At 48.6% G+C, this 24,579-nt stretch carries 25 protein-coding genes and 1 tRNA gene; 8 read left to right on the top strand and 18 right to left on the bottom strand.

Annotated elements, in window-relative coordinates; translation table 11 throughout:
* Positions 1-23: 23 nt before the first annotated feature.
* The 5 genes from fliE to FHP88_RS00275 all read right to left on the bottom strand — a co-directional run bounded on the left by fliE (position 24) and on the right by FHP88_RS00275 (position 5,362).
* Complete coding sequence (fliE, locus tag FHP88_RS00255) at positions 24-341, bottom strand: flagellar hook-basal body complex protein FliE (protein WP_144356987.1); 318 nt, start codon at positions 339-341, stop codon at positions 24-26.
* Positions 342-399: 58 nt separating this feature from the next.
* A complete protein-coding gene (locus FHP88_RS00260; RefSeq protein WP_144356988.1) occupies positions 400-1,746 on the bottom strand; it encodes a sigma-54-dependent transcriptional regulator in 1,347 nt (448 codons plus the stop codon).
* On the bottom strand, positions 1,743-2,969 hold the full coding sequence (locus tag FHP88_RS00265; protein ID WP_186297541.1) for a sensor histidine kinase: 1,227 nt from the start codon (positions 2,967-2,969) through the stop codon (positions 1,743-1,745). Before FHP88_RS00265 ends, FHP88_RS00260 begins: the two co-directional genes overlap by 4 nt.
* A gap of 125 nt (positions 2,970-3,094) precedes the next feature.
* A complete protein-coding gene (locus FHP88_RS00270) occupies positions 3,095-4,543 on the bottom strand; it encodes a sigma-54 interaction domain-containing protein (RefSeq protein WP_144356990.1) in 1,449 nt (482 codons plus the stop codon).
* A gap of 264 nt (positions 4,544-4,807) precedes the next feature.
* The gene (locus FHP88_RS00275; RefSeq protein ID WP_144356991.1) at positions 4,808-5,362 is read right to left on the bottom strand and encodes a PilZ domain-containing protein; all 555 of its coding nucleotides are present in this window, start codon (positions 5,360-5,362) and stop codon (positions 4,808-4,810) included.
* A gap of 178 nt (positions 5,363-5,540) precedes the next feature.
* On the opposite strand from FHP88_RS00275, the gene FHP88_RS00280 reads away from it, so the two are divergent.
* The 3 genes from FHP88_RS00280 (at position 5,541) to FHP88_RS00290 (ending at position 8,164) form a co-directional block, all read left to right on the top strand.
* A complete protein-coding gene (locus FHP88_RS00280; RefSeq protein WP_144356992.1) occupies positions 5,541-6,812 on the top strand; it encodes an HlyC/CorC family transporter in 1,272 nt (423 codons plus the stop codon).
* A gap of 253 nt (positions 6,813-7,065) precedes the next feature.
* Complete coding sequence (locus FHP88_RS00285; protein ID WP_144356993.1) at positions 7,066-7,749, top strand: FHA domain-containing protein; 684 nt, start codon at positions 7,066-7,068, stop codon at positions 7,747-7,749.
* 49 nt (positions 7,750-7,798) lie between these two features.
* Complete coding sequence (locus FHP88_RS00290; RefSeq protein WP_144356994.1) at positions 7,799-8,164, top strand: PilZ domain-containing protein; 366 nt, start codon at positions 7,799-7,801, stop codon at positions 8,162-8,164.
* Here the strand turns inward: FHP88_RS00290 and radA are convergent.
* From radA to rnr, 9 genes are all read right to left on the bottom strand, one after another.
* The gene (gene radA / locus FHP88_RS00295) at positions 8,161-9,543 is read right to left on the bottom strand and encodes a DNA repair protein RadA (RefSeq protein WP_144356995.1); all 1,383 of its coding nucleotides are present in this window, start codon (positions 9,541-9,543) and stop codon (positions 8,161-8,163) included. The genes FHP88_RS00290 and radA overlap by 4 nt on opposite strands.
* 18 nt (positions 9,544-9,561) lie before the next feature.
* Positions 9,562-10,638, bottom strand: a complete 1,077-nt coding sequence (alr, locus tag FHP88_RS00300; protein WP_420492985.1) for an alanine racemase — start codon at positions 10,636-10,638, stop codon at positions 9,562-9,564.
* Positions 10,638-12,041 (bottom strand): replicative DNA helicase, encoded by a 1,404-nt coding sequence (dnaB, locus tag FHP88_RS00305; RefSeq protein ID WP_144356997.1) that lies wholly within the window; start codon positions 12,039-12,041, stop codon positions 10,638-10,640. Before dnaB ends, alr begins: the two co-directional genes overlap by 1 nt.
* A 214-nt stretch (positions 12,042-12,255) precedes the next feature.
* Entirely contained in the window at positions 12,256-12,708 is a 453-nt protein-coding gene (gene rplI / locus FHP88_RS00310) for a 50S ribosomal protein L9 (protein ID WP_144356998.1), read from the bottom strand.
* Positions 12,709-12,739: 31 nt separating this feature from the next.
* Entirely contained in the window at positions 12,740-13,660 is a 921-nt protein-coding gene (locus tag FHP88_RS00315; RefSeq protein ID WP_144356999.1) for a DUF2232 domain-containing protein, read from the bottom strand.
* Between the two features lie 66 nt (positions 13,661-13,726).
* Positions 13,727-13,954, bottom strand: coding sequence for a 30S ribosomal protein S18 (gene rpsR, locus FHP88_RS00320; RefSeq protein ID WP_144357000.1), 228 nt, complete (start codon positions 13,952-13,954; stop codon positions 13,727-13,729).
* A gap of 74 nt (positions 13,955-14,028) precedes the next feature.
* Positions 14,029-14,445 carry a 30S ribosomal protein S6 gene (gene rpsF / locus FHP88_RS00325; RefSeq protein WP_144357001.1) on the bottom strand — a complete coding sequence of 139 codons (417 nt, stop codon included), beginning with the start codon at positions 14,443-14,445 and terminating at the stop codon, positions 14,029-14,031.
* A 234-nt stretch (positions 14,446-14,679) separates the two neighbouring features.
* Entirely contained in the window at positions 14,680-15,444 is a 765-nt protein-coding gene (rlmB, locus tag FHP88_RS00330) for a 23S rRNA (guanosine(2251)-2'-O)-methyltransferase RlmB (RefSeq protein ID WP_144357002.1), read from the bottom strand.
* Between the two features lie 93 nt (positions 15,445-15,537).
* Positions 15,538-17,946, bottom strand: a complete 2,409-nt coding sequence (gene rnr, locus FHP88_RS00335) for a ribonuclease R (protein WP_144357003.1) — start codon at positions 17,944-17,946, stop codon at positions 15,538-15,540.
* Between the two features lie 122 nt (positions 17,947-18,068).
* Here rnr and FHP88_RS00340 point away from each other — a divergent pair.
* The 4 genes from FHP88_RS00340 to FHP88_RS00355 all read left to right on the top strand — a co-directional run bounded on the left by FHP88_RS00340 (position 18,069) and on the right by FHP88_RS00355 (position 19,922).
* Positions 18,069-18,155, top strand: a tRNA-Leu gene (locus FHP88_RS00340).
* Between the two features lie 265 nt (positions 18,156-18,420).
* Complete coding sequence (locus FHP88_RS00345; protein ID WP_144357004.1) at positions 18,421-18,735, top strand: hypothetical protein; 315 nt, start codon at positions 18,421-18,423, stop codon at positions 18,733-18,735.
* A 40-nt stretch (positions 18,736-18,775) separates the two neighbouring features.
* Positions 18,776-19,516 carry a tetratricopeptide repeat protein gene (locus tag FHP88_RS00350; RefSeq protein WP_144357005.1) on the top strand — a complete coding sequence of 247 codons (741 nt, stop codon included), beginning with the start codon at positions 18,776-18,778 and terminating at the stop codon, positions 19,514-19,516.
* A gap of 4 nt (positions 19,517-19,520) precedes the next feature.
* Positions 19,521-19,922 carry a HEPN domain-containing protein gene (locus tag FHP88_RS00355; RefSeq protein WP_144357006.1) on the top strand — a complete coding sequence of 134 codons (402 nt, stop codon included), beginning with the start codon at positions 19,521-19,523 and terminating at the stop codon, positions 19,920-19,922.
* A gap of 203 nt (positions 19,923-20,125) precedes the next feature.
* Here FHP88_RS00355 and FHP88_RS00360 read toward each other — a convergent pair whose 3' ends face one another.
* The gene (locus tag FHP88_RS00360; protein WP_186297542.1) at positions 20,126-20,596 is read right to left on the bottom strand and encodes a DUF4124 domain-containing protein; all 471 of its coding nucleotides are present in this window, start codon (positions 20,594-20,596) and stop codon (positions 20,126-20,128) included.
* A gap of 244 nt (positions 20,597-20,840) precedes the next feature.
* Between FHP88_RS00360 and FHP88_RS00365 the strand changes: the two genes are divergently transcribed.
* Positions 20,841-21,020 carry a hypothetical protein gene (locus tag FHP88_RS00365; protein WP_144357008.1) on the top strand — a complete coding sequence of 60 codons (180 nt, stop codon included), beginning with the start codon at positions 20,841-20,843 and terminating at the stop codon, positions 21,018-21,020.
* A 197-nt stretch (positions 21,021-21,217) separates the two neighbouring features.
* On the opposite strand, the gene FHP88_RS00370 is transcribed toward FHP88_RS00365, so the two are convergent.
* The 3 genes from FHP88_RS00370 to FHP88_RS00380 all read right to left on the bottom strand — a co-directional run bounded on the left by FHP88_RS00370 (position 21,218) and on the right by FHP88_RS00380 (position 24,351).
* The gene (locus tag FHP88_RS00370; protein WP_186297543.1) at positions 21,218-23,209 is read right to left on the bottom strand and encodes an acyltransferase family protein; all 1,992 of its coding nucleotides are present in this window, start codon (positions 23,207-23,209) and stop codon (positions 21,218-21,220) included.
* Positions 23,210-23,734: 525 nt separating this feature from the next.
* Entirely contained in the window at positions 23,735-24,115 is a 381-nt protein-coding gene (locus FHP88_RS00375) for a hypothetical protein (protein WP_144357010.1), read from the bottom strand.
* Positions 24,112-24,351, bottom strand: a complete 240-nt coding sequence (locus FHP88_RS00380) for a hypothetical protein (protein ID WP_144357011.1) — start codon at positions 24,349-24,351, stop codon at positions 24,112-24,114. The genes FHP88_RS00375 and FHP88_RS00380 overlap by 4 nt, the downstream gene beginning before the upstream one ends.
* Positions 24,352-24,579 lie beyond the last annotated feature (228 nt).

The following is a 24,579-nucleotide window of genomic DNA, read 5'->3' on the forward strand; positions in this document are numbered from 1 at the left end:
ATATTACTTATTGATATATAATATTATATTGGCATATTCATTACTTCTTTATAAGCGTCAACCAGTTTATTCCTGACCTGCACCATCGCCTCAAATGAGAGGCTGGATTTCTGCACGGCAACCATTACTTCCGCCAGATTGACGTCCTCACTACCCAGCTCAAAAGCCTGCTTGAGTGCTCCAGCTTGCTGTTGTGTTTCATTCACCTGATTGATCGACTCAGTCAACAGTGCGCCAAAATTAACCTCGGAAGGATTTTCAACAGGCTTCGGCGCTGAGGCTGCCTGTGCAGACATCACCCGCATCTGCGCCATAATCTGGTCAATATTCGTGGTTGTCATAATTCCCATTCCGTGTATCTATAATTTGGTTATCGGGTATGCAGAATCCGCACCAATCTCATCCAGGTATGGCTACACCCGCATCCCGCAGGCGGGCAATTTTGTAGCGCAGTGTCCGCTGGCTAATACCCAGGCGTTCTGCCACCTCTTTTCGACTGGTTCTGTCGTTACTCAGCGCATCCAGAATCATTTTTTCTTCAACCGATCGCAAGTCTTCACTCAGACAGCCTTTTGAAGCGCCTTCAGCAATCTCTTTTGACGGTGCCTGAGGAACGGGCATATCCATCTCAAAACAGAGGGAATCCGGTGAGATCTCAGATCCATCGCAGAGAATGAGTCCCCGCTGCATCACGTTATCCAACTCGCGCACGTTGCCAGGCCATTTATGATCCAACAACTTCTGTTCGGCCGCTTGTGAAAGCTGGGGTTCAGCTATTTGCTGACTTTGGCAGATCCTTCTCAATAGAAACTGTGCCAACGGCAAAATGTCTCTGGGACGTTCTCTGAGAGGAGGAAGATGCAGGGGAAAAACACTCAGGCGATAAAACAGGTCTTCGCGAAAACGACCTGCAGCAACCTCCTCCCGTAAGTTCCTATTCGTCGTCGCCAAAATTCTGACATTCAAAGGGATGACCTTACGACCACCCAACCTTTCAACTTCCTTCTCCTGTAGAACGCGTAACAACTTGGCCTGTAGAGGCAGACTCATTTCAGAGACTTCATCCAGCAGCAAAGTACCTTCTTGAGCCTGTTCAAATTTCCCCGGGGCAGAATTATAGGCTCCAGTGTAAGCACCTTTTTCATACCCAAATAACATCGCCTCCAGCATATTGTCCGGTATAGCCGCACAATTAATAGCCACAAAGGGACCATCAGCACAGTTTGACTGGCGATGGATATAACGGGCAAAGACCTCTTTACCTGTACCACTCTCCCCACCAATACAGACCGTAGCCTGACTCTTGGCTACTCGCCCGGCAAGGTTTACCAACTCACGGGTCCTTAAATCATCCGCAATGACTTGGTCATCCACAGGTTCAGCATGCTGGATGCACTGTTTGACTTTCTCTATTAAGAGCGATGGTTCAAACGGTTTGGCAAGATAATCTGTTGCCCCCTGGCGCATCGCTGATACCGCTTTCTCTATATTGCCAAATGCCGTCATCATCAAAACAGGCAGCGTTGGATAACGGGATTTAATCCTGGCCAGTAACTCATGCCCATCCATCGGCTGCATCTGCACATCGCTGACAACCAAGCCCACTGATTTGTTCTCAAGCACTTTCAGTGCACTCTTACCATCAACAGCTGATGCTACCGTATAGCCTGACAACTCCAGTGTGTCGCAGAGCGCCTCACGCAGGGTCTTATCATCTTCAACGATTAAAACGGTTGCATGACTCATGCAGAACTCCTTACAACAGATGTGTATTCGCTGTCTTGCAAGACAGTCGCAGCAACAGGTGCCTGCACTGACAACTCAGAAAACAGCGGCAAGACAATGGAAAAACGGGCGCCTGTTCCAGGCGCACTCTCGACAGTCACTTTTCCGTGATGTGCCAGTACAACCGCCTGAACAACGGCTAGACCAAGCCCGGTTCCATTTGATCGAGTGGTATAGAAGGGGTCAAAAATTTGCTGCTGGTGCTCTTCGGAAATACCTGGGCCATTATCACTAAATGTGATCGTCAGGAGATCATTCTCACGCTTTAGAGTGATCTGCAAATAGATAGGACCCTGCTGTTGAATCGCATTGACTGCAATGTTGATCATCGCACCCAATAGTGCATCTTGATTACCGCTGATAAAGAGCATTTCAGCGGACTTAACTGAGATATTCAGTGTGGCATCATTTTCCTGACAAAGCGGTTCCACGGCCTGCCGGAGATCATCTATCAACCCTTGGATGCTTATTTTGGCCAGCTCAAACTTCCCACCCTTTGCAAAGGCCAGCATATCGTTTATCTGACTTTCGATATGACGAAGCCGCTCCAGACAGCGTTGTGAAAAACGCTCACGCTGTTGAAGCGTAAGATCTTCGCGTGATAACAGTGTGGTATCGATGAGGGCTGAACTGAGGGGTGTTCTGATCTGATGCGCGAGCTGGGCTGACATTTCACCCATCACGCTTAACCGCTTTCTGCGAGCAATGCGCTCCTGCAGTTGTCGTGTTTCTGTCACATCAAGCAGTAGAATAATATGACCGGAATCCGGCTCAAGAGAACGCTGGGTCAAGGTGACGAGGCGATCTGTCACAAGCCACTGCTCACTCTCTTGCTGTCCCGGACGAAAACAGTGTTGGTAAAGGGTATGCCAGGCGACCCCCAGCCTAATTCCAGGCAGTAACTCCTCTGCGGCCGGATTGAGCTGGCTTACCACGCCCTGTCCATCGAGGACTACTACTGCAGCGGGAAGGGTTTCCAGGAGCCGGGTCAAGCGATTGGCAAGCGACTCTTTTTCTGCCAGCTGTTTTAATCGTTCGCTACGGGCCGCTGACAACTCAGAGGTCAGGCATGCTACCTGCGCCTGCAACTGATGGTAAGAATCAACGAGCTGGCCAGATACCTGGTTAAAAACCTGAAAGGCATCTTCGAGCTGTTCGCGCTTAACCGTATTCTGTTGAGCCATCGACATGTTCCGTTATTTGACGCTTCCGGGGCTGAAATTGACCCTTTACAATCAGTAAACAAAAAACATGCCAAATTATTATTTCCTTTTTATACAGTTAGTTATGATGACTATAAAAACGCTCGTCAAATTCCCGTCGCTTCATGTGTGCGCTGAAGTCCGAATTTCCTCAGCTTTTCAACTAATGTGGTTCGCCGCATATTGAGTCGCTTGGCAGCATGGGCAACTACCCCATCTGATTCATCCAGTGCCTGACGAATCAAGCTCAACTCAAGATTATTTAAGTGCGTTTTAAGATCAATGCCTTCATTGGGCAATCTCGGTACACTCTCAACCACACCAGGCTCATCACCCGACACCGTAACACTGGGAAGATCACCCGTCGGCTCAAGTGAAATCATCCCCATCCTGAACTTTTCTGGCAGATCTTTGACATCCACCACACCAAAAGGATAGAGAATTGCCAGGCGCTCAATCAAATTCGCCAGTTCTCGAACATTTCCCGGCCACTTGAACTGGCTAAGTGCCATAACCGCCGCAGGCGTCAGGCGTACTGATCCGCGCTTCTCCTTCTCAATCCTGGAAATCAGATCATTCACCAGAACGGGTATATCATCCCGCCTCTCGCGTAAGGGCGGCATTTCAATAGGAAAAACATTGAGTCGATAATAGAGATCTTCGCGAAACTTATCGTCCTTTATAGCCTCTTCCAGATTGCGATGGGTCGCTGCAATAATGCGGACGTTACACTGTATGGTCTTGTTGCTGCCCACCCGTTCAAAAGAGCGTTCTTGAAGTACCCGTAGCAACTTGACCTGCATGGGCATACTCATATCCCCAATTTCATCCAAGAACAGCGTACCACCATCGGCCATCTCGAACCGTCCCTGCCGAGCGCTGATCGCACCGGTAAAGGCCCCCTTTTCATGTCCGAAGAGTTCGCTCTCCAAAAGATCAGCGGGAATGGCACCGCAGTTAACCGGGACGAAAGGCCGGCCTCTCCGTGATGAGTTATAGTGCAACTTTCTGGCGACCACTTCTTTACCTGTGCCAGATTCACCCAGCACCAGCACCGTGGCATCAGTATCCGCCACTTGCTCAATCATTCTATTAATCTGTTTCGTGGCGCGACTGTTGCCAGATAAACTGCGGAAAAGCTCGAGTGGCCGATGCCCCCCACTGGGGTTTCGATTATTCTCTTGAAAAATCTGTGCTTTATTCAGCAACCCAATCAATTCTTCATAATGGGTTGGCATCGACAATGAGCCAATGAACGGGGGTTCACTCTGCGCCAATGCAGGCTGATCATTATTCACAACCAACTGAAATAGTGCTGGCGTACTCGCTGATTTACGGACAATATCAACAACTGCGCTCTTGATCTCCTGATTCAGATCGGGACTCAACATGACCGAGAGACATTGATCAACTTTTCGCTCTTCCAGACGTGATTTCAGATCATCCTGCGCATCAACCGTCTCCAGCTCGTAATCGATAAACTGGAAAATATGCTTAAAATAATCTATTCGTTCTGGATTATTATCAAATAGAAAGACACAGCCGTTGTTCAACATTCTTATGGCCTCTAGCAGGTTAACTTCGAAAACGCTCTCCATGACAATCGTCGAACCCGCTGTTTTAGATAAATACCACTTGATGCAAGGAGTTAACCAGCTTATTAAAGGATTGTCAAAATTTTGTCGTACGACAATCTTGTGGCATGAGGTGCCTTTGAATGAATGAATTATGATTATTTCACAGTAAACTACAGTCTATACTTGCTTAACTAGACAAAGACATAATCCTATCCGTATGTTTTTTATAAATAAATAATTCATTCACTCTGCATCCATACGCTTCAATGCTTTCTGTTGAGCAATAAAACGACGGTGCTGACGAAACACAAATTTTCCGAGTAAATCCATCACTTGCTCATCTAAACCAATAAACTCGGCTTCCACCTCAGTTCGGCCATGGCGCTGATGAACCGCTGTGACCTGCACGAGTAATTTGAGCGGCTGTGTCAGGTCGGCATCAATATAGAGGCTCAGCCAAAGCCTTTGGTTATTACCGGGAAGTGGATTGGTCAATACAGACCAGGAAATTCCCTCACTCCACAGCACGACATCAGCCTCCACAGAGGCTTGGCTCTGTTGCTGAAGAAACTGGGAGACCATGTCCAATAACAGATCAAGCTTGGCCTCCACACGCATCAAGTCACTTGTCTCTTCACTCAAATCCCGATGAGACTCTTGCGACAGTAAAAGTGCCTTCAGCAGTCTTGCATTACGCTCATTCAGATTCGTCAGATCTGCCGACACGGTATTACTGGCATCACACCAGGCGATCATCATTTTCCCCTGATACGACACCCCACTGGACCTCTCTCTCACAACACTCTCCCCCTAGCCGTAATAATCTAAGCGTATCACCATCTCACTGGCTGGTCTGCTGTACTGGCTGACAGGCCTATATCGACATTACTTGTGGATTTATCGATACACTGTCTTGACATCACAAAACAGTCAGCATAGAAATAGAACTCAATTTATAAAGTAGAAGGTCCAACTTTTGAGTGACATTTCAACCGGTATGCTGTTCGGCATACTTACCTTTCTGATCCTGCTGTCAGCTTTTTTTTCCGGGTCAGAAACTGCCTTGATGACGCTCAATCGCTATCGCTTGCGCCACTTGGCCAAGATCGGCCATACAGGTGCGGTCAAAGCCAGTCGACTTCTGGAGCGTCCCGATCGGCTAATCGGTCTGATTTTGCTCGGTAATAACTTCGTCAATATTATGGCCTCGTCTCTGGCCACGGTCATCGCACTCCGCTTAGGAGGTGAGGCGGCAATAGCGGTCGCAGCGTTCCTGCTGACATTGGTTATCCTTATCTTTGCTGAAGTCGCACCAAAAACGCTCGCCGCCGTAAAACCCGAACAACTGGCTTTCCCTGCGGCATTCGTCTACACCCCCTTACTAAAACTGTTGTACCCAATGGTCTGGGTGGTGAACAGCATAGCAAACTATATTCTGCGCCTGCTGCATGTATCCCCGGAGGATATGGAGGGTGATCCGTTGAGCAAAGAGGAACTTAGAACGGTCGTCATTGAAGCCGGCGCGATGATTCCAAAACGCCACCAGAAGATGCTACTGAGCATCCTTGACCTGGAAAAACTGGCTGTTGAAGATATCATGATCCCCCGTAATGAGGTGGATGGCATTGATTTAGAAGAGCCCATTGAGGAGATCATCAAAGAGTTACAAAACAGCGCCTATACACGCCTACCCGTGTTTGATGGCAGTATTGATAACATCATCGGCACGATCCATGTGCGAAAGGCCATGCATGCACTCACTCATGGGGAACTCACCCATGTGGTGATCCGAGAGATCTGTGACCCACCCTACTTTATTCCTGAAGGGACACCGCTTAATCGTCAATTAATCAACTTTCAGCGAAAAAAACAGCGCATCGGCATGATTGTTGATGAGTATGGTGATCTGCTCGGCCTAGTCACCCTGGTTGACCTGCTAGAAGAGATCGTTGGCGAGTTTAGTACGGATCCTGCGGATAGCGTTCTCGACGTCCAACCTCAGGAAGACGGTAGTTTTCTAGTATCAGGCAGTGCCAATATTAAAGATCTTGTTCGAACCTATCACTGGGACCTGCCCCTTGACGGTCCCCGCACAATCAGTGGCCTCATCATCGAGTATATGGAAACCATCCCTGAACCAGGGACGAGTCTATTGCTCGCCGGCTATCCAGTTGAAATACTCCAGATTAAGGATAATATGGTACGCATGGTTAGAATCCAGTCGACAAGGCATTTGCCTGAGCACTAACTCGACCCGAGACGTTAATTGGCTCACAATTTCCACGACTTGTTCACTGCATTCACCCCCAGCAGGTATCTTGCAACTATACTCAGTATCAAATGCACTCTTAGCGCTTGAGATTGGTGATGTTACTTTCGTGATTTGAATCACAGTTAAATCTTTAGTCCAGCGCGAATCGGACGCTAAACCCTGGGCTAGGAGCCTGCGATCTCATTTCCCATGGATGGTCCGGATACAATAACAGATATAAAAGAGCACCATGCCTAAGCTAACCTTATGCTTTAAAGGCCGCTTCATCGGACTGCACAATCTGACTGAAACGACCGCCACTATTGGACGCGCCCCAGATGCCGAGGTCCATATTGAAAGCCTGGCCATTGCCGAGCGTCATGCCATTATTAAGCAGGTAAAAGAGCGCTGCTTGATTACACCCATTGCCGACCATAAGACCTGGATCAACAGACGTCTTATTGATGGACCCACGCAACTGAAACATGGGGACATTGTCAAAGTCGGCAAACATGAACTGTTCTATTCCGAAAGCGCCACTGATCTTAATCGTCCGGTGAATGATAATGTCGAACATATTCACCGTCACCAGAAGCTTTCACCGGCATCTTGCCAATCCCTTGATCAACTGGTAAACAGCCTGAACACACTCCCATCAGGAACCATTCAAATCATTAGCGGAAGCCATCTCGGAAAAATAATACCGCTTCAACGGGGGCTGACTCGTCTAGGCCTGACAGGAAATGAATGTGCAGTAATTGCACATCGTAATGACGGTTATTACATCTCTCACCTGGAAGGCGATACTCCACCAAAGGTCAATAACCGCTCAATTGGAAACCATACAGTTCGCCTTCAAGAGGGCGTTGAGATTACCCTCGGGAATACCAAAATGCGGTTTCATGAAGAAATTGCACATTCTGCCGCTATATGATTGACTCAAGCTTTAGCTTTACCCTTCAGCAATCAAGGGCGGTGTGTAAATGACTACAACAGCTAATGATGACCGGAGACATTTTCAGCGAATACTTTTCGATGCGCCAGTAACGCTCGTCGTTGCTGATAATGAACTGCAAACAAAGCTCGTCGACATATCTCTAAATGGTGCACTACTGGAAACAACCGAGGCATTTAGCTGCTCACCCAATGACCGCGTCGACCTAAAGATTCAGTTGGGTGAGGAAGCCTTCATTGATATGGAAGCAGAAATAACCCACATTGAAACAGGGCGAGTGGGATTGCGCTGCATTTATATCGATATGGAAAGCGTTGGTCACCTGAGACGCCTGGTGGAACTCAATCTCGGCAACACTGATCTACTTGAACGCGAATTGTCTGCGCTCGGCTAGAAGATATCCAGTACATCGGACAGACGGTCCACGGCAATCACCTCGATGCCATCCATCTTCTTTTTCGGCGCATTCCCGCGGGAAACAATTGCCCGACTAAATCCGTGCTTTGCGGCTTCTCGCAGACGTTCCAGACCATTTGGGACCGGTCTAATCTCACCTGCCAAACCCACTTCACCAAAGGCTACCAACTCTTGGGGAACTACTCGATCTCGAAAACTTGACAGCACTGCTAATAAGAGCGGTAGATCAGACGCGGTTTCCGTAATCCGCACACCACCTACAACATTGACATAGACATCCTGGTCAAACATGGCAATACCTGTATGACGATGCAACACTGCCAGCAGCATTGAAAGACGATTCTGTTCCAGACCTAATGTCACGCGCCGGGGATTAGCCAGCGGACTTTCATCGACCAATGCCTGCACTTCCACCAAGAGCGGACGAGTTCCCTCCCTTGTAACCAGAATAACGCTACCTGCAACCTCTTCCCCATGGCGCGAGAGGAATATGGCAGAGGGATTACTTACCTCGCGAAGCCCCCGATCTGTCATGGCGAAAACGCCCAGTTCATTCACTGCACCAAAACGATTTTTTATGGTACGAATCAATCGAAATTGACTACCCGCCTCTCCCTCAAAGTAGAGCACAGTATCAACCATATGCTCTAAGACTCTGGGGCCAGCCAGCGCACCCTCTTTGGTTACGTGTCCAACGAGAAACACCATTGTGCCGGTCTGTTTTGCAAAGCGGACTAATTGCGCCGCAGACTCCCTAACCTGGGCAACAGAACCTGGCGCGGACTGAAGCTGTTCGGTGTAGAGTGTCTGAATTGAGTCGACTACCATCACAGCAGGCCGTTCCAACTGGGATAGGGCAATGATTCGCTCAACACTGGTCTCTGCCAGTAATCGCAGATAGTCGCTCTTCAAACCCAGCCTAGCCGCTCTAAGACTTATCTGCTCTGGAGACTCTTCACCACTGATGTAGAGCGTTTTAAGTCTCCCAGCCAACTGCGCCATGGTTTGTATCAGTAGCGTTGACTTACCAATACCCGGATCACCCCCAATCAGTACGACCGAACCGCTTACCAGACCACCACCGAGTACTCGATCAAGCTCTAATAGGCCTGTTGGCTCACCGCTTTGGCTCTCTGGGGATACCTCCGATAGATTCCGAATCTGATTTTGGTTGGCATCGCCTGCATAGCCAGCAAAACGAGAACCGGCTGTAGCTACAGTAGGTGCCACCGACTCTTCAAGGGTATTCCACCCCTTACAATCGGAACACTGGCCCGCCCACTTAGGGAACTGGCCACCACAAGCCGAGCAGACATAGATCGATTTGCTACTCTTTTTACTTCCAACTCCCGCCATGTTCACTCCTAGTTATCCCTAACCATTGATCTCTTCAAACACGACCCGCTGAGTCACACCACAAAACAGTTCATAGGCTATCGTACCCGCTCGCTCAGCCACCTCCTCGACTGCGAGCCCTTCTCCCCACAACACCACCTCATCACCAACCCTGACTTCAGGTTGTGTGCGTAAATCAAGATTCAGCATATCCATAGAGACTCTGCCAATCAGTGGTACGCGTTGCTTATTGAGCAACACAGGAGTACCCGGAGGGGCATGCCGCGGGTAGCCATCGCCATACCCTGCAGCCACCACTGCCACCCGCATATCTTCAGGACAAACCCAGCTTCCGCTATAACCTATGGGGCTTCCCTTTGCGAATGAATTGATCGCAATGATTCGACTCTTCAGCGTCATGGCAGGCCTTAGGCCCTCCGACACCCCAGTACGACCCAACATCGGGGAAGCACCATACAACATGATACCGGGCCTGGCCCAATCTGTTCTGGACGTTGGCCAGCCGATAATACCGGCAGAATTGGCAATTGAAGTGACTGTATTTAACTGATCAGCATGGACTCTAAAAAGCCTTAGCTGGTCATTAGTAACGGGATTAGAAAGATCGTCCGCTGAAGCCAGATGCGTCATCACCCTTACGCCTTTGGCGACAGACGCATGGGCATTGAGAAATTTCCATGCGGCATCAACCGCATCCGGCTGAAACCCCAATCGATGCATTCCCGTGTCCATCTTTAGCCAACAAGTAACAGGGCGCCCTATCGAATGCTCACTAAGTATTTGGAGCTGTTCCGGTTGTTGAATTGCAACTTCCAGTTGGTAGTGAGACGCTGCCTCAAGCTCTTCGGCATTAAAGAATCCTTCCAGTACCAACAGCGGGTGATCAATGCCGGCCAAGCGAAGCTGAACAGCCTCTTCAACACGTGCAACGGCCAAGGCGTCCGCATCCGAAAACGCGCGAGCCGCTCGCAGGAGGCCATGCCCATAGGCATTCGCCTTAATAACTGCGTATAGCCGACTCCCAGGGGCAAGCGCTGCCGCACGCTGTAGGTTATGCCGCAGCGCAGAGAGATCGATTACGGCAGTCGGGCCCATCAGTATCCCGAGTCGCCATAGACATCATGGGCGTAATTTTCAAATTTGGTATATTCACCAAGAAAGGTAAGTCGAACGGTTCCAATAGGACCATTTCGCTGCTTACCAATAATAATCTCAGCCACGCCCTTTTCCGTACTGTCAGCGTTATAGACCTCATCCCTATAGATGAATACAACCAAATCCGCGTCCTGCTCGATAGCACCCGATTCACGGAGATCAGACATAATGGGGCGCTTGTTGGTCCTCTGCTCCAGACTTCGATTCAACTGCGAAAGCGCAATCACAGGGACATTGAGTTCTTTTGCCAGCGCTTTCAGCGAGCGGGAAATATTGGAGATCTCATTGGTTCGATTGTCACCCATACCCGGCACCTGCATTAATTGCAGGTAATCCAGCATAATCAAACCCAGCTCTCCATGCTCACGCATCAATCTTCTGGCACGGGCACGTACCTCCAGAGGACTCAGTGCCGGGGTGTCATCGATATAGAATTTGGTCTCTGCAAGCATACTGACCGCAGAAGTGAGTCGAGGCCACTCATCATCTTCCAGCTTACCCGTACGTACCCGCGTCTGGTTGATGCGCCCTAATGAAGACATCATACGCATGGCCAGTGATTCACCCGGCATCTCCATACTGAAAACCGCCACCGGCTTACCACTCAACAACGCCACATTCTCGGCAACATTCATGGCAAAGGTCGTTTTACCCATCGAGGGACGTCCGGCCACGATCACAAGATCTGCGGGCTGCAATCCCGATGTCATTTTGTCCAGGTCTGAAAAGCCCGTACTTAACCCGGTTATCGGTTGATCTTGGGCAAACAAGGTTTCAATCTTGTCGACTGCCTTCGTCAGGAGCGATTTAATACCGACGAAGCCGCCCTTGCCTTTTGCGCCCTTTTCGGCGATTTCGAAAACCTGGCTCTCCGCAGCATCCAGCAGTTCATTACTATCACGCCCATCCGGATTAAAGGCGCTATCAGCGATATCTGTGCCTACCCGGATGAGCTGACGCATCACGGATCGTTCACGCACGATGTCTGCATAGGCGCGAATATTGGCCGCGCTGGGTGTATCTTTGGCGAGACTACCCAGATAGGCTAAGCCACCCGCCCCTTCCAGGGAACCGTGACGACCTAACTCCTCTGAAAGGGTAATTACATCGTAGGGCTTTGATTTATCGGCCAACACCTCAATAGCACGAAAGATCAACTGGTGTTCACGACGGTAGAAGTCCGTCTCGGCAACACGGTCTGCGACTTGATCCCAAGCCTGATTATCCAACATCAGACCACCCAAAACAGACTGTTCGGCCTGAATAGAATGTGGAGGTACACGTAACCTGTCAGTTACATCACTCTCATTTGGCATATCAGATGAAAAAACGGAATCTTGCATATCGCTCTGGGTATCCGGGATTAATTAAGGATAAAGGATACGGCAAAAAGTGGTCTTGGTGAATTATTCTGGGTTTTTTTTAGGCACTCAGAAGAAAAACAGGAACAGAGTCAGGAATCAGAGGCATGAATAAAAAAAACTGAAGTACAGACAAATAAAAAACGCCGGGATGAAGCCTGTCCATCCCGGCGTTTCTTGTACTGCTGAAGCCAGATTATTCGACTTCTGGTGTGATCACAACCTTGATGGTGGCATCAACATCGGTGTGCAGATGAACCAGCACATCGAATTCACCGGTGGCGTGGAAAGGACCATCTGGAAGACGAACTTCACGCTTCTCCAGCTGTCCACCAGCCGCAACAGTCGCGGAAGCAATATCAGCCGTACCCACCGAACCAAACAGGCGGCCTTCATCACCGGCTTTGCGTGCGATAGTAACGGTCAAAGCTTCAAGCACAACTTTACGTGCCTCTGCAGCAGTTAACGCCTCAGCGGCCTGCTTTTCAAGCTCAGCACGACGGGCCTCAAATTCAGCCACATTGCTCTTGGTAGCCGTGATTGCCTTACCGGTAGGAATCAGGAAATTACGGCCGTAGCCGGACTTCACACTGACCTTATCGCCCAAACCACCCAGGTTATCAACTTTCTCTAACAGAATAACTTCCATCGTTATTTCCCCTGTAACAGGTATTAAATCTTCAGCTCGCCTTTCCAGAACCACGGGGGCTAAGGCGTGCCCTAAAATCAAACCATGCGTCTGCAATTCCAACCGTTGCCAATACAATCACTGTATGTGGCAAGGCAAATAACAGCAGCATATATAGACCTATCAACCACCCACTGCTTGAACCCAGTCGCCCGACAATCCCATGCGCCAATGCCAGTCCATGTACGAACCATGCCGATATCAGCAGGATCAGAACATACTCCACCAGCGAAATATCTGATCCGGTCTGAGCAAACATCAGTCCAATCAGGATCAGTAACGCAATCGCCAGGACTTTTGGTAACCTCAACTGATGAAACTCGGAACGGAAACCGCCCGGGTTATACAGTAAAGATTGCCACCAACGTCCCAGAAACAGCGAGGCCAGTAACTGCAGGAAAAATCCAGCAGCAACTATGCCGGGCATCCAACTTGCCATCAGCGACACCAGTGCCGCTTGCTGACTTGTATCTACAAGCTGCGCCTCTGCCAACGACTCCACAAAGGGATTTAGCAGTGACTGCCATTCAGCGACCGGATCTCCAGTTTGGATAAACTGCCCCCCGATCATCACCAAACCCAGTACCAGTGCACTCATGACAACCAGGGAGAGTGATCTGCTAGAGCGGAGTACCAGTGCCAATAACCAGGCCGGCAACCACATCAAGATCAAAAACCCAATCGCCAGATTGAGACCACCTAATGCGAACAGTGCAATGACTCCACTAACACCAGTCGCAAGCCCCATAACAAGGGCCCCGGGGATCGCGCCATTTCGCAGGGTAACCAGAGTCACCGCTGCAGCGCTGAATATACTTGTCGGTGGAAGCAGGAGTGACAGTGCCGCCAGCAGGATGATTACCATCACTGCCTGGGGTACACCCCGCATCACAAAGGATGCTAACGACTGCATCTACTCCATTCCACCTAATTCAAACAGTCTCGCAATCACCTAACAGCAACTGCGAGAAAAACAGTCTTAATTATGACCGTCAGTGTAAGGTAGTAACGCCAAGTAGCGTGCACGCTTGATAGCGGTTGCAAGCTGACGTTGATATTTAGCCTTGGTTCCAGTAATACGACTTGGAACAATCTTACCGGTTTCGCTGACATAAGCCTTCAGCAGATTCAGATCTTTGTAATCGATCTCAGTGATGCCTTCAGCGGTAAAGCGGCAGTATCTTCTGCGACGAAAAAAACGTGACATATCTATCTCTCTATATTCAATTCAGTTTAAAACTGGTCAGAATCATTTCGAACGACCAGGATGCTCAGCCGAAATTAGGCTGAAACTGCGACCTCATCATCATCTTCATCGCCGTCATCATCGTCATCCGACATATCACGATCTAAAGAGGATCTGGAATCATCACGATCATCCGGTGCTTTTACCAGAGGCGAAGCCTCAGTAACGGCATTGTCACACTTGATAATCATGTTGCGCAGGACAGCATCGTTATAGCGGAAAACGCTCTCAAGCTCGGTGAGAACGGCAGCACTGGCCTCGATATTCATGAGGACATAGTGTGCTTTATGCAGCTTTTGAATTGGATAAGCGAGCTGGCGACGACCCCAATCTTCCAAACGATGAATCTTGCCACCGTCTGATTCAATCAGAGTGCGATAACGCTCAATCATGCCGGAAACCTGATCGCTCTGGTCCGGATGTACCATGAACACAACTTCGTAGTGTCTCATTATTTCCCCTTTCGGTTAATAAAGCCTCCCACTGAATAGGGTGAGGCAAGGAGTTAAGCGCGAAGAAACCTCCACGCCAGGAAACCGCGGATTCTACATCGCGGCTTCATTGTGCGCAACCTGTGGTTCACATATCGGCCTGTTTCAGTGGTTTAACCACAATAGGGAGCGTGATTAACAACAAATAAAGAACAAAAAGCACCCAGCCAACGGTGATTGGACCTTCCGCTATATTTAAGGAGTCATACCTAAGCTAGCCCGCTGCCTGACTGCCTCAAATATACAAATACCCGCCGCCACAGAGACATTGAGGCTCTCAACGACTCCGGCCATAGGCAGTTTCACAAGTAAGTCACACGATTCACGGGTAAGCCTGCGCATCCCCTTCTCTTCGCCACCCATCACAATCCCAACCGGGCCTTTGAGATCTGCCTCATAAACTGATGTCTCAGCTTCTCCCGCCGTTCCAACCAGCCAGACACCCCTATCGGATTGCAGCCATTTTAAGGTGCGGACGAGATTAGTTACCTGGATAAACGGCACCGACTCGGCCGCACCACTTGCCACCTTGCAGGCGGTAGGTGTCAAACCTACTGATCGGTCCTTCGGAGCAATCACCGCATGGATTCCAGCTGCATCGGCACTGCGTAGACAAGCGCCCAGATTATGTGGATCCGTCACACCGTCAAGAATCAGCAGGAACGGAGGCACTTCAAGTGTGGATAGCAATGTCTCAAGCGCACTCTCATCCAGTGACGAAGGGACCTGGGTCCGTGCAGCAACCCCTTGGTGGTTTGACCCTGAGGTCAACTGATCCATCTGATCTCGATTGATGTACGAAACCTTAACATCTGACTCTCTTGCCAGCACAATCACTTCGCGGACGCGTCTATCCTGCTTTCGAACCCCTTCAATCCACACTTCCAACACCGAACCGGCGCCATGCTTCAGGGCCGTCCTGACACTGTGCAGACCCGCAATTAGCTGACTTTCGCTCATTTACTACCTCAAGCAGATCGGACAAATCGATCCACGCTAAATCTGTTCTTTAAAAATGGGTGAAACGGTGAGCCCGCACGGCCCCAGTAGAAATCACACTTTCTTAGATTTTCTGACAGATCGCTTACGTTTTCTGTCTGCTTTGTCCTTCTCTTTCGTCTTGCTCTTTACGCCGGGCTGCTTTTTCTCCTTCACGCCTTGCTTTGCGGTCCCCTTCCCCTTTTGACCACCTTTCGACGCTTTGCCTGATAGGACCAGTGTCTTCCGCTCACCGCTCCTCGGCTTTTTCCCTCGAGTGGGTTTCCCTTTTTCAGGAGCTCCAACCAACAGGAAGTCAATCTTTCGATCATCCAGATTGACCGCGGCAACCCGCACCTTTACCTGGTCACCCAATCTATAGATCTGCCCAGAACGCTCACCGGTAAGACGACGCCCTACTGGATCAAAATGGTAATAGTCATTATCCAACGCCGTAATGTGAACAAGTCCATCCACATAGATCTCATCCAATTCAACAAATATTCCAAACGATGTAACTGTGGTGATGATGCCGACAAATTCATCACCAATCTTATCCATCATGTACTCACATTTGAGCCATGAAATCACATCTCTTGTTGCTTCATCTGCCCTTCTTTCGGTAGATGAACAGTGCTCCCCCAACCCTTGGAGCTCAGATTGTGAATATTCAAAATCTTCCGCTTCACCATTGATCAATACATGCTTAAGCGCACGATGAACAACCAGATCAGGATAACGCCGAATGGGCGAGGTAAAATGGGTGTAGGCCGGAAAAGAGAGGCCAAAATGGCCCTGATTCTCGGCACTGTACATCGCTTGCGAAAGTGATCGGAGCAAGACCGTCTGTATCAGATGCGCGTCAGGTCGTCCGCGGACCTGATCCAACAACGACGCATAGTCCAGACTAGTCGGTTTGACACCGCCCGATAGTGACAATCCCATCTCGCCCAAGAACTCTTTCAAATCCAGCAACTTTTCCGATTGCGGACCTTCGTGATTCCGATACAGGGCAGGCATTTTTTTGCGTATCAAATACCGCGCTGCGGCCACATTGGCAGCCAGCATGCACTCTTCAATCAAACGATGTGCATCATTCCTATAAACCGGAATAATCTTGTCCACTTTATGCTCATCATTAAACAGGATGCGCGTCTCAGTGGTATCAAAATCAATAGCGCCCAGTTCATTTCGCGCCTTTCTCAGAACCTGGAAAAGCGCATACAGCTGATGCAGATGGGGCAGCAATTCGGCGTGGGTAGCGCAGAGTTCCGGATTGCCTTCAATCAACATGTCAGCCACCTGATCGTAGGTCAAGCGCGCATGGGAGCGCATCACAGCTTCATAGAAGCGTGTGCGCGTCACTTTACCATCTGAACTGATATAGAGCTCACAGGTCATGCAGAGCCGATCTACATGGGGATTGATCGAACATAGCCCATTGGATAGCACTTCAGGCAGCATGGGGATTACTCTGTCAGGAAAATAGACAGAGTTACCGCGTGACTTTGCCTCCTTGTCAAGTGCACTCCCTGGAGATACATAGCTGGAGACATCGGCAATACAGACCAGTAACTTCCAACCCTTTGGCTTGGCCTCGCAATAGACCGCGTCATCAAAGTCCCGCGCATCGGCTCCATCAATAGTAACCAGTGGCAGCTGCCTGAGATCAACACGTCCTTTTTTTGCAGACTCTTCCACCTCACTGCTCAGGCAAGAGATCTCCTGTTCAACCTCCTCCGGCCATTCCAGTGGCAACTGATGCGTCCTGATCGCCACATCCGTTTCCATGCCAGGTGCCATGTGTTCACCCAGTACATCCTGAACTCGGCCTATTGGCTGATTGCGCTTGGTCGGCTGTTCGACAATCGCTGCCACCACCATCTGACCATGCCCGGCACCATTAAATGCCCCCTCAGGAATAACAATATCCTGGTGAAGACGCTTATTATCCGGAACAACAAACCCGACGCCCTTATCAATATAAAGACGCCCAACCACTACTTGATTGGCACGTTCAAGCACCTCAACAACAGCCGCTTCCATCCGACCCCGGCGATCTTGCCCGACAATTCGTACCACTGCCCGATCACCGTGCATTAGCTGCCTCATTTGGCGTGGCGTGACAAACAGATCATCCCCCCCTTCATCCGGGCGCAAAAAACCAAACCCATCGGCATGGCCAATTACCCGACCGGCAATCAGATCCTTACTATTCACAATACAGAAAGCGCCCTTACGATTTCTGACTATCTGCCCATCACGCTCCATCGCGTTAAGACGGCGCCGTAACGCCTCAACATCGTCTTCACTGTGCAGCGACAACTGTTCCGCCACCTCATATTGAGACAACGGCACACCCGCTGCAGCTAAATGCTCCAGAATAAACTCACGACTCGGGATCGGATTATCATATTTCCGAGCCTCCCGAGCCTGATGGGGATCTCTGCTTTTTAACGTTTTCTTGCCTGAGCTTTTGGTCAAAGGATATTCCCTGAATTTTGTTTGGATAGATTACTATTGTACCGTTGACAAGGATTAAATGTCGCTGTAAAGTTCGCGGCCTCTGGAATGTACACGTACCAAGTACGCTACAAAACAGATAAGCCGAGGTGGTGAAATTGGTAGACACGCTAGCTTCAGGTGCTAGTGGGGGCAACCCCGTGGAGGTTCAAGTCCTCTCCTCGGCACCAGCTTCAGAATCAAAGGGTTACGAGAATTCGTAGCCCTTTTTTCGTTTACGGATATTTTCCTTTTTACCTCGCCCTTACCTCGCAAGCAAATAAAGAAATCAATGTCCGAAGGGTAAAAGATCAAAGCGCAAACTCACACTTTGAGATGATTGTGATTTGAGCAGGCAATAACGATCATCTTTCATATATGGCTCACCTATTAGTAACTCAATTAAAGTATGCTTGTGTTTCTGGTGGGATTGGGGAATTACGCTGAGTGCATACCATGACCCTAGACGACCTAACAGACGCCCTATTCTCTTTAGAATCAGATATTTTGGAGGCTGAGAAGCGGTTTAGAGCAGAAACATTCGATCCTTGGGCTGACCATCCACCTAAAACTAAAGAGCCGTTATATTTGATTAGATTAAAGCAGCAGAGAGAAGTTTTTCGTAAAGAAATAGAACAAGTTATAGAAAGTGAGGCAGGCACAGCCGCAAAAAATATTAGTGATAGCATTCCCACAAATACGAATCAGTTTATTTTTACAAGACAAGATGCAATACTATCCGCTCGCAGAGATACGCATAAAAGGGACTAACAGGCAGACGCCCTCTGTTTGAAGAATTATTAGGAATTGCATGTACAGCTCACCTCAAACCCAAGCCAATAGTATTCTAAAAAGCATAAATGAGCTAAGCCCATCTGATGCTAAGAATCAATTGATGATCGCCTCACTTAAAAACAAAGCCAAAGCACTCTTAAAAATTGATGCTGCTGGGTCATATGTTGTTCTAGGCGCATTAGAATGTATTGAGCGGCACATAGAAAAGTCCAGGGAATACCATGAAAAGGCCTTAAATATACGTCCTAATGATATTTGGGCGATTATGAATTACGCAACTTCACTTGAGAAGCTAGGGTTTTATCAAGAATCCATTAGTCTCGCAGAAAAAGCCTTTAGCCTTGCCCCTATGGATATGGACATATTAAATGCCTTGATTGTTTATAGCGCTAAAGCTGGCGCTATGCAAAAGGCAAATATCCTTCTATCGGAATGGGACAAGCGAAGTCCGGAACAACCGCATCGTCTAAGTCAAACTATCAACGGAATGGCTGATATTTTATCGAAAGATATGATCACTGACTCACAATCTCTACGTTTTTTTGATACGGCAATTTCTATACTCCATAAATACCAAGTTGGTTTTAGAGAAGTTGAATTCTCATGCTGGGATAATACTGTCAATGTCTTATTACATGTCGATAGCAGCATTGATAATTTATCTAACTTGAATATAGAACTTGCTGAATCACTTGCTTGTGAAAACTTTATACCTAGTTTAAGTAAGTCCATATCATTCATATATGTACCTGAGTAATTAAATGAGCACTACATCCACGGATTTTTTATCATTCGCTCAGGATCAATTAACAAACGACCTAGAAATTAGCCAAAGAAATGCCGCTAGTCGCGCTTACTATGCAGCCTTCCACGCTGCAAAAGCAGTATCAAATAACCTTCCCCAGTATCAGGATGTAAATGGCGGATGCCATACCCATCTTATAGATACACTAGAGAATCATATGGTAAAAAGCATATCCCGGGATCGTGACATGGCAATAAAATCGCTAGGCTACATTCTCAGGCAATGCAGGACTTTGAGAACAAAAGCTGACTATCACATCAGTCTGGAATTCACAAAAAAAGAAGCAGAGCTTGCGATTGCACAAGCAAAAAAGATCATAGAAAAAGCAATACCACTTACCAAAGAAAAAGTTGCATAGCTACCCTGTTACATTTATATGTAGTAGTCGCGACTTGATCTGACAGTTACCAGCTTTCTGGAAGTCCGTATTGTCAGGTCAAGTTCAGTTGACTAACTTCTCCTGCCAAATTTGTTTCCCATCTAGCACACACTTGTAAACGCCAGATTCCGCAGGCGCGACATTTAGAACCAACAAGGATAGAGCAACGATTCGTATATTCATTAATTGCGCGCTGTTACTTCGCCATTTTCCAGATAAATTAGATCCCTTGTTCCATCTGGACGTTCGAATACCCATTGCTCACTCTCCCCCCACTTTCCTTGTGACCGATTTATTTTGGCTGGCTTACCCTGAGATCGCTCCAACTCTTTCGCTGTCATGCCCATAAGTACTTCACCCTTAACCGCCGCATTTCGATAGCGCAGACGCTCGCCGTAGTCGCGGTCTGGCTCTTTGTCGCTTATGTGGGATTTTCTGCGCTCGGTTTTGCGGGACATCAGCAAATCAGGCTTAACCATACTCCCGTTACCGGTTGCGGGGTCTCTAACTTGAACACGCTTCGTTGTCTGGGTAGGTGGTGGCGCATCCCCAAAATGAACATTCCCCTCTGAGTCTGTCCATTTCTTAATTCCGCCAGCGTGGGTTATCTGTGCGCAAATTAGCGCAGCGAAGAGTAGTGCTATCCGTTTCATATTTACCACCATGTAAAACAATCATCCTTTCAGGCCAGAATATCCCCCGTTTTGTATAAATGCAATTCCTAAAAAAACACCTCCGTAGTGAGGCTGTGCATGCAACTAATCAAGAACAAGAAAAATGATCATTCAAACTCATGTAATCCAATCCTTACACACAACCAAGACAAGTATTATTTCACACGGCCTCACCTTGGTTTAGAGTCATTCTCCCTAATGACTAACACCAGGAGCAAAGGATATGCCCGACTTGAAAGACCTACCCCCAGAGGATCGAATCAGCCGCTACAGGGCTGAATTGGATCGGCACGAAGGCAAGCACGGTTATACCAGTGTGTTTATGTTTAACCTGTACAGCAGTTTGCTTGCATCTGCCCAACAGGAAATAGAGATTCGAGAACGAGCGCCAGAATTTAGTTGATCTTATGTAGCCCCATCAGACGGGGGAGAGATCAGTTAGTTAGTGCTTTTCTATTTGGTCGATTCCTGACACTTTGTTGCCATTAATGCCCCTAGACAGGCGGCAGGAAACATCCAAAAGCTGACGGTCGTTAGATTGTCCAGCATGGAGGTAATGCAACTGTAGCAGGCCTTGACCATGGAAACCCTGGATTCCCGTTACCGAGGCTGATGGGGTTCTTTAACATACGCCGGGATGCTAGCAAGAGGTTGCGGGATTGCGTTCGAATCGACGAGTTCCCTTCCAACAGACCAGGATCCTGGCAACGACAAATGACCAGAGTCGTAATAGAGTAGCTTGTCATTCCTATCATATGCACTGCATACCCCTTCACACAATGTCGAATTGAAATCGATGTATTCCACCAGTTCGTTTTCCGTGGCCATTGCCGAGAGTCGTTGATTGGCATTAAGTATCTCAGGTGCTAGCTCAACCGGTTCTACGCGACAGCTTCCGATCGGATAACTCAGTGCTTTTTCCCGGCACAGCCTGTCATAGCCATGTAGTATTGGAGCCTTGCCGATCAAGATGACATGGCTTCCTGATGCGGTAATATACTCAACAGTATCGGCGAGGTGTTGGTAGAAGTCTGGGGATTTCTCCGCGTAACCGGTCCAGTTTGCTGAGATCATAATTACCTTGTAACTGCCAAGCGTTTCGCTGATCAGTGAAATGGCATGCTCGCAGTCCGCAATTCGCTTGGTGTTAGTTGCTGCTGCGATTCCTTCAAGAATGGGTGGACACGAACCAAGTTGCAGGTTACGAAAGCGAAAACCCTGATGTTTGGCAACAGCTCCTAATATGCCGACATAGTGTGCAGCGTTCGAGTCTCCCCAGAGCAGCACCGCTGGTTCTGTTTGTTCTGCTTCACCGAGTACACAACCCGGATTGGTTATATCTACTTTGGTAACGCGTTGACTCTGGCAGACGTAGTCAAACTGGTATGCGGGTTTCACTTCTTCACGTATAGCCATCAGGGCGGTTCTATACTCCGGTGAAAACCAACGCAGTCCGAAACCATCAAGCTTCATCGATACGAGAGCGATAAATGCAATGGCTCCGGTGGGAATGATGAAATAGCGGACGATGATCGCGATCGCCGAACGATTCGATCGTCTCATGGGAGTCTCTATATATTTATAATTCAGCCATGCAAGCACTAACGTTAGGACAAACAAGGCGGTTCCTGAATACAGTCCGGGCTCATTTGCACCATAACGATAGAAGGCCAGCAGGGGCCAATGCCATAGGTAAGCGGAATAAGAGATCAAGCCAACCCACACCAATGGCTGAAGTCTTAATGCCCGAATCGGCAACGTGACGCGATAGTGGCCCGCGAAGATAAGCATGGTTGCTCCAAGCGTGGGCGGGATCGCGTGTAATCCCGGAAAGACAATATCCTCGGACAGCAGTGTGATGGAGCCTGCAATAAGAAAAGTCCCGGTATATGCCGCGATCATCGGGAAAACATTCGGTAAACTGATATCGCCACGTTTGATGATATACAGGGCCAGAAGCGCACCTATCAGTAGTTCTCCCGCACGCGTCGGCAGCATGTAGTAAACAAACGACGGATCGAATCTGAACAGGTACTCAGCGGCCAGGTAGGAGAAAGCTGCGACAATGCTGAACACTAGGAAAAAGTTTTTACCGTGCCCCCAACGATACGCAACTCCAAGAACCAATGGCCAGAAAATATAGAACTGTTCCTCGACACCGAGTGACCAGAGATGCAACAGCGGTATTTGGTTGCTGTTGGGGGCAAAATAGCTAGAGTCCTCGAACAACCAGAAGTAGACATTTGCCATCGAAAGTAGCGACCAGAGGCCGGATTCAGCGACACGTTCCGCATCGGATGGCCGAATCAGGAACTGCGCGATCACGATAGTCACGAAAACCACCACCAGCATCGCAGGTAAGATGCGTTTAACTCGGCGACGATAGAATTCAAGCAGTGAAAACGTACCCTTGCTCAAGTCACGCAGGATGTGCAGCGAAATCAGGTATCCGGAAATAACAAAGAAAATATCGACGCCGACAAAGCCACCGGGAAGCAAAGATTCGTTAAGGTGAAACAGGATAACGCTGAGCACGGCAACCGCGCGCAGGCCATCGATGTCCGGTCGGTAGTTGGAGTAATTAGCATTCATGTGAGTTCCCTGATCACTACGCTGTCTTTTCTGCTGCCCAGAGGATTGGGTATGGGCGATGTTAAGGAGCCGCTTGTGCGATGTCCTTATATCCAAGTATGAAACCGAACACCGATCCACCATATCCATATATGGATGTATATATGTAGAGAATTCTAACAGCCTCTATTAGATATTCCTAACAGTCCAAAGTTGACCGGACACAAACAAATTCCTTTAAATTTGCGAACGGCAGTTACATGTCGTTTCCTGCAACTCAGGGCTTCAGGCTAATTTTGACTGTGTGTAGGATGCTGTCAAGAATTCTGACAGGCAGCTTTATGTCGATTGCTGCCTATCAGGAGTGTTTTTCGATTCGCCACATGGTGTCAGGCACGGACCTCATGCCAACAATTATGAACGGCCACTACCTCTTGATAATTAGCACAATAACAAATACATGGATTCCACACAGAATTAAGTTGAGCATCTAGCACAAAAAACCCCGCCAAGCGAACCGGGCGGGGTTGTTGATTGGTTTGTGGGTTAGCTGAGAGTGGTTCTTTTCAATACTTCATCCATATCATGGCGATACGAAAGAGCCACCATCATTCGTAACTGTGCCGCCTGGAGTAGATCGGCTGTGTCCGTGTAGTACCTCGTATTCAGGCATTCAAACGTATCTGCGACGGCTGCGGCAAACTCATCATCTGCCACAACCTTTTCCCGGAGTTCAGGGAAGGATAGATTGAGGATTGAGAGTGCAAGCCTCCGCGTTACCCCCAGCGCCTCCCCCGAAAAAACAGCCTCAACTTGGTCTATCTCTTCAGAGGTAATACCCGGCCCTAGTTCCTCCGCATGGATAATAAGATTCTTCGAGAACTCATCGGGGGACATTGCATTCCAGTCTATGTTTACATCACTCATGACTGCGCCTCCTTGGTCAGCTTATGCAGCTCTTCGACAAGGTCTGCCACGTCGTCTGCAAGCATTTTCATGCTATGGGCGTAATTAGCCCGGATACCCTCCGACCACTCACCGAAATCTTTATTCGATACCTGAAAGGCCATAGCAGAGATTCCCCCCAATCGAAGGGTGGCGGCGTTGAGTAGGTCTGCGGCGCTGGGGTTGTTTTCCATAACGCTTTTCACTGAATCAGACATAATAAATCCCTCTTGCTGAAGTTACGGTTACTGCGTGATGTTGTTCGATTATCGGTCCTGTGTGGCTCAATTGGTGAGCCAGTTCCAGGGCTTCAGATTCGCACTGAGCTGTTGAATTGCACCTAAAACTGACCCACCGGGGATGCGGACAAAATCTTGGACTACTTTGGAGGTAGTCCATGTACTCATACGAAGAACGCCTTCGGGCGGTGAAGCTGTATTTGACGC

It is taken from the genome of Sedimenticola selenatireducens, from assembly GCF_007625115.1.
Taxonomy (GTDB): Bacteria; Pseudomonadota; Gammaproteobacteria; order Chromatiales; family Chromatiaceae; genus Sedimenticola; species Sedimenticola selenatireducens_A.

Coding starts and splice junctions, on each gene's coding strand:
- FHP88_RS00355 (WP_144357006.1), top strand. CDS start 19,521: ATGAGCACTACATCCACGGATTTTTTATCATTCGCTCAGGATCAATTA.
- FHP88_RS00350 (WP_144357005.1), top strand. CDS start 18,776: ATGTACAGCTCACCTCAAACCCAAGCCAATAGTATTCTAAAAAGCATA.
- FHP88_RS00270 (WP_144356990.1), bottom strand. CDS start 4,543: ATGTTGAACAACGGCTGTGTCTTTCTATTTGATAATAATCCAGAACGA.
- radA (WP_144356995.1), bottom strand. CDS start 9,543: ATGGCGGGAGTTGGAAGTAAAAAGAGTAGCAAATCGATCTATGTCTGC.
- rpsF (WP_144357001.1), bottom strand. CDS start 14,445: ATGAGACACTACGAAGTTGTGTTCATGGTACATCCGGACCAGAGCGAT.
- fliE (WP_144356987.1), bottom strand. CDS start 341: ATGACAACCACGAATATTGACCAGATTATGGCGCAGATGCGGGTGATG.
- rplI (WP_144356998.1), bottom strand. CDS start 12,708: ATGGAAGTTATTCTGTTAGAGAAAGTTGATAACCTGGGTGGTTTGGGC.
- FHP88_RS00365 (WP_144357008.1), top strand. CDS start 20,841: ATGCCCGACTTGAAAGACCTACCCCCAGAGGATCGAATCAGCCGCTAC.
- FHP88_RS00285 (WP_144356993.1), top strand. CDS start 7,066: ATGCCTAAGCTAACCTTATGCTTTAAAGGCCGCTTCATCGGACTGCAC.
- FHP88_RS00380 (WP_144357011.1), bottom strand. CDS start 24,351: ATGTCTGATTCAGTGAAAAGCGTTATGGAAAACAACCCCAGCGCCGCA.
- FHP88_RS00315 (WP_144356999.1), bottom strand. CDS start 13,660: ATGCAGTCGTTAGCATCCTTTGTGATGCGGGGTGTACCCCAGGCAGTG.
- FHP88_RS00375 (WP_144357010.1), bottom strand. CDS start 24,115: ATGAGTGATGTAAACATAGACTGGAATGCAATGTCCCCCGATGAGTTC.
- dnaB (WP_144356997.1), bottom strand. CDS start 12,041: ATGCAAGATTCCGTTTTTTCATCTGATATGCCAAATGAGAGTGATGTA.
- FHP88_RS00260 (WP_144356988.1), bottom strand. CDS start 1,746: ATGAGTCATGCAACCGTTTTAATCGTTGAAGATGATAAGACCCTGCGT.
- rlmB (WP_144357002.1), bottom strand. CDS start 15,444: ATGAGCGAAAGTCAGCTAATTGCGGGTCTGCACAGTGTCAGGACGGCC.
- FHP88_RS00290 (WP_144356994.1), top strand. CDS start 7,799: ATGACTACAACAGCTAATGATGACCGGAGACATTTTCAGCGAATACTT.
- FHP88_RS00265 (WP_186297541.1), bottom strand. CDS start 2,969: ATGGCTCAACAGAATACGGTTAAGCGCGAACAGCTCGAAGATGCCTTT.
- rpsR (WP_144357000.1), bottom strand. CDS start 13,954: ATGTCACGTTTTTTTCGTCGCAGAAGATACTGCCGCTTTACCGCTGAA.
- alr (WP_420492985.1), bottom strand. CDS start 10,638: ATGGGCCCGACTGCCGTAATCGATCTCTCTGCGCTGCGGCATAACCTA.
- FHP88_RS00360 (WP_186297542.1), bottom strand. CDS start 20,596: ATGAAACGGATAGCACTACTCTTCGCTGCGCTAATTTGCGCACAGATA.
- FHP88_RS00370 (WP_186297543.1), bottom strand. CDS start 23,209: ATGAATGCTAATTACTCCAACTACCGACCGGACATCGATGGCCTGCGC.
- FHP88_RS00345 (WP_144357004.1), top strand. CDS start 18,421: ATGACCCTAGACGACCTAACAGACGCCCTATTCTCTTTAGAATCAGAT.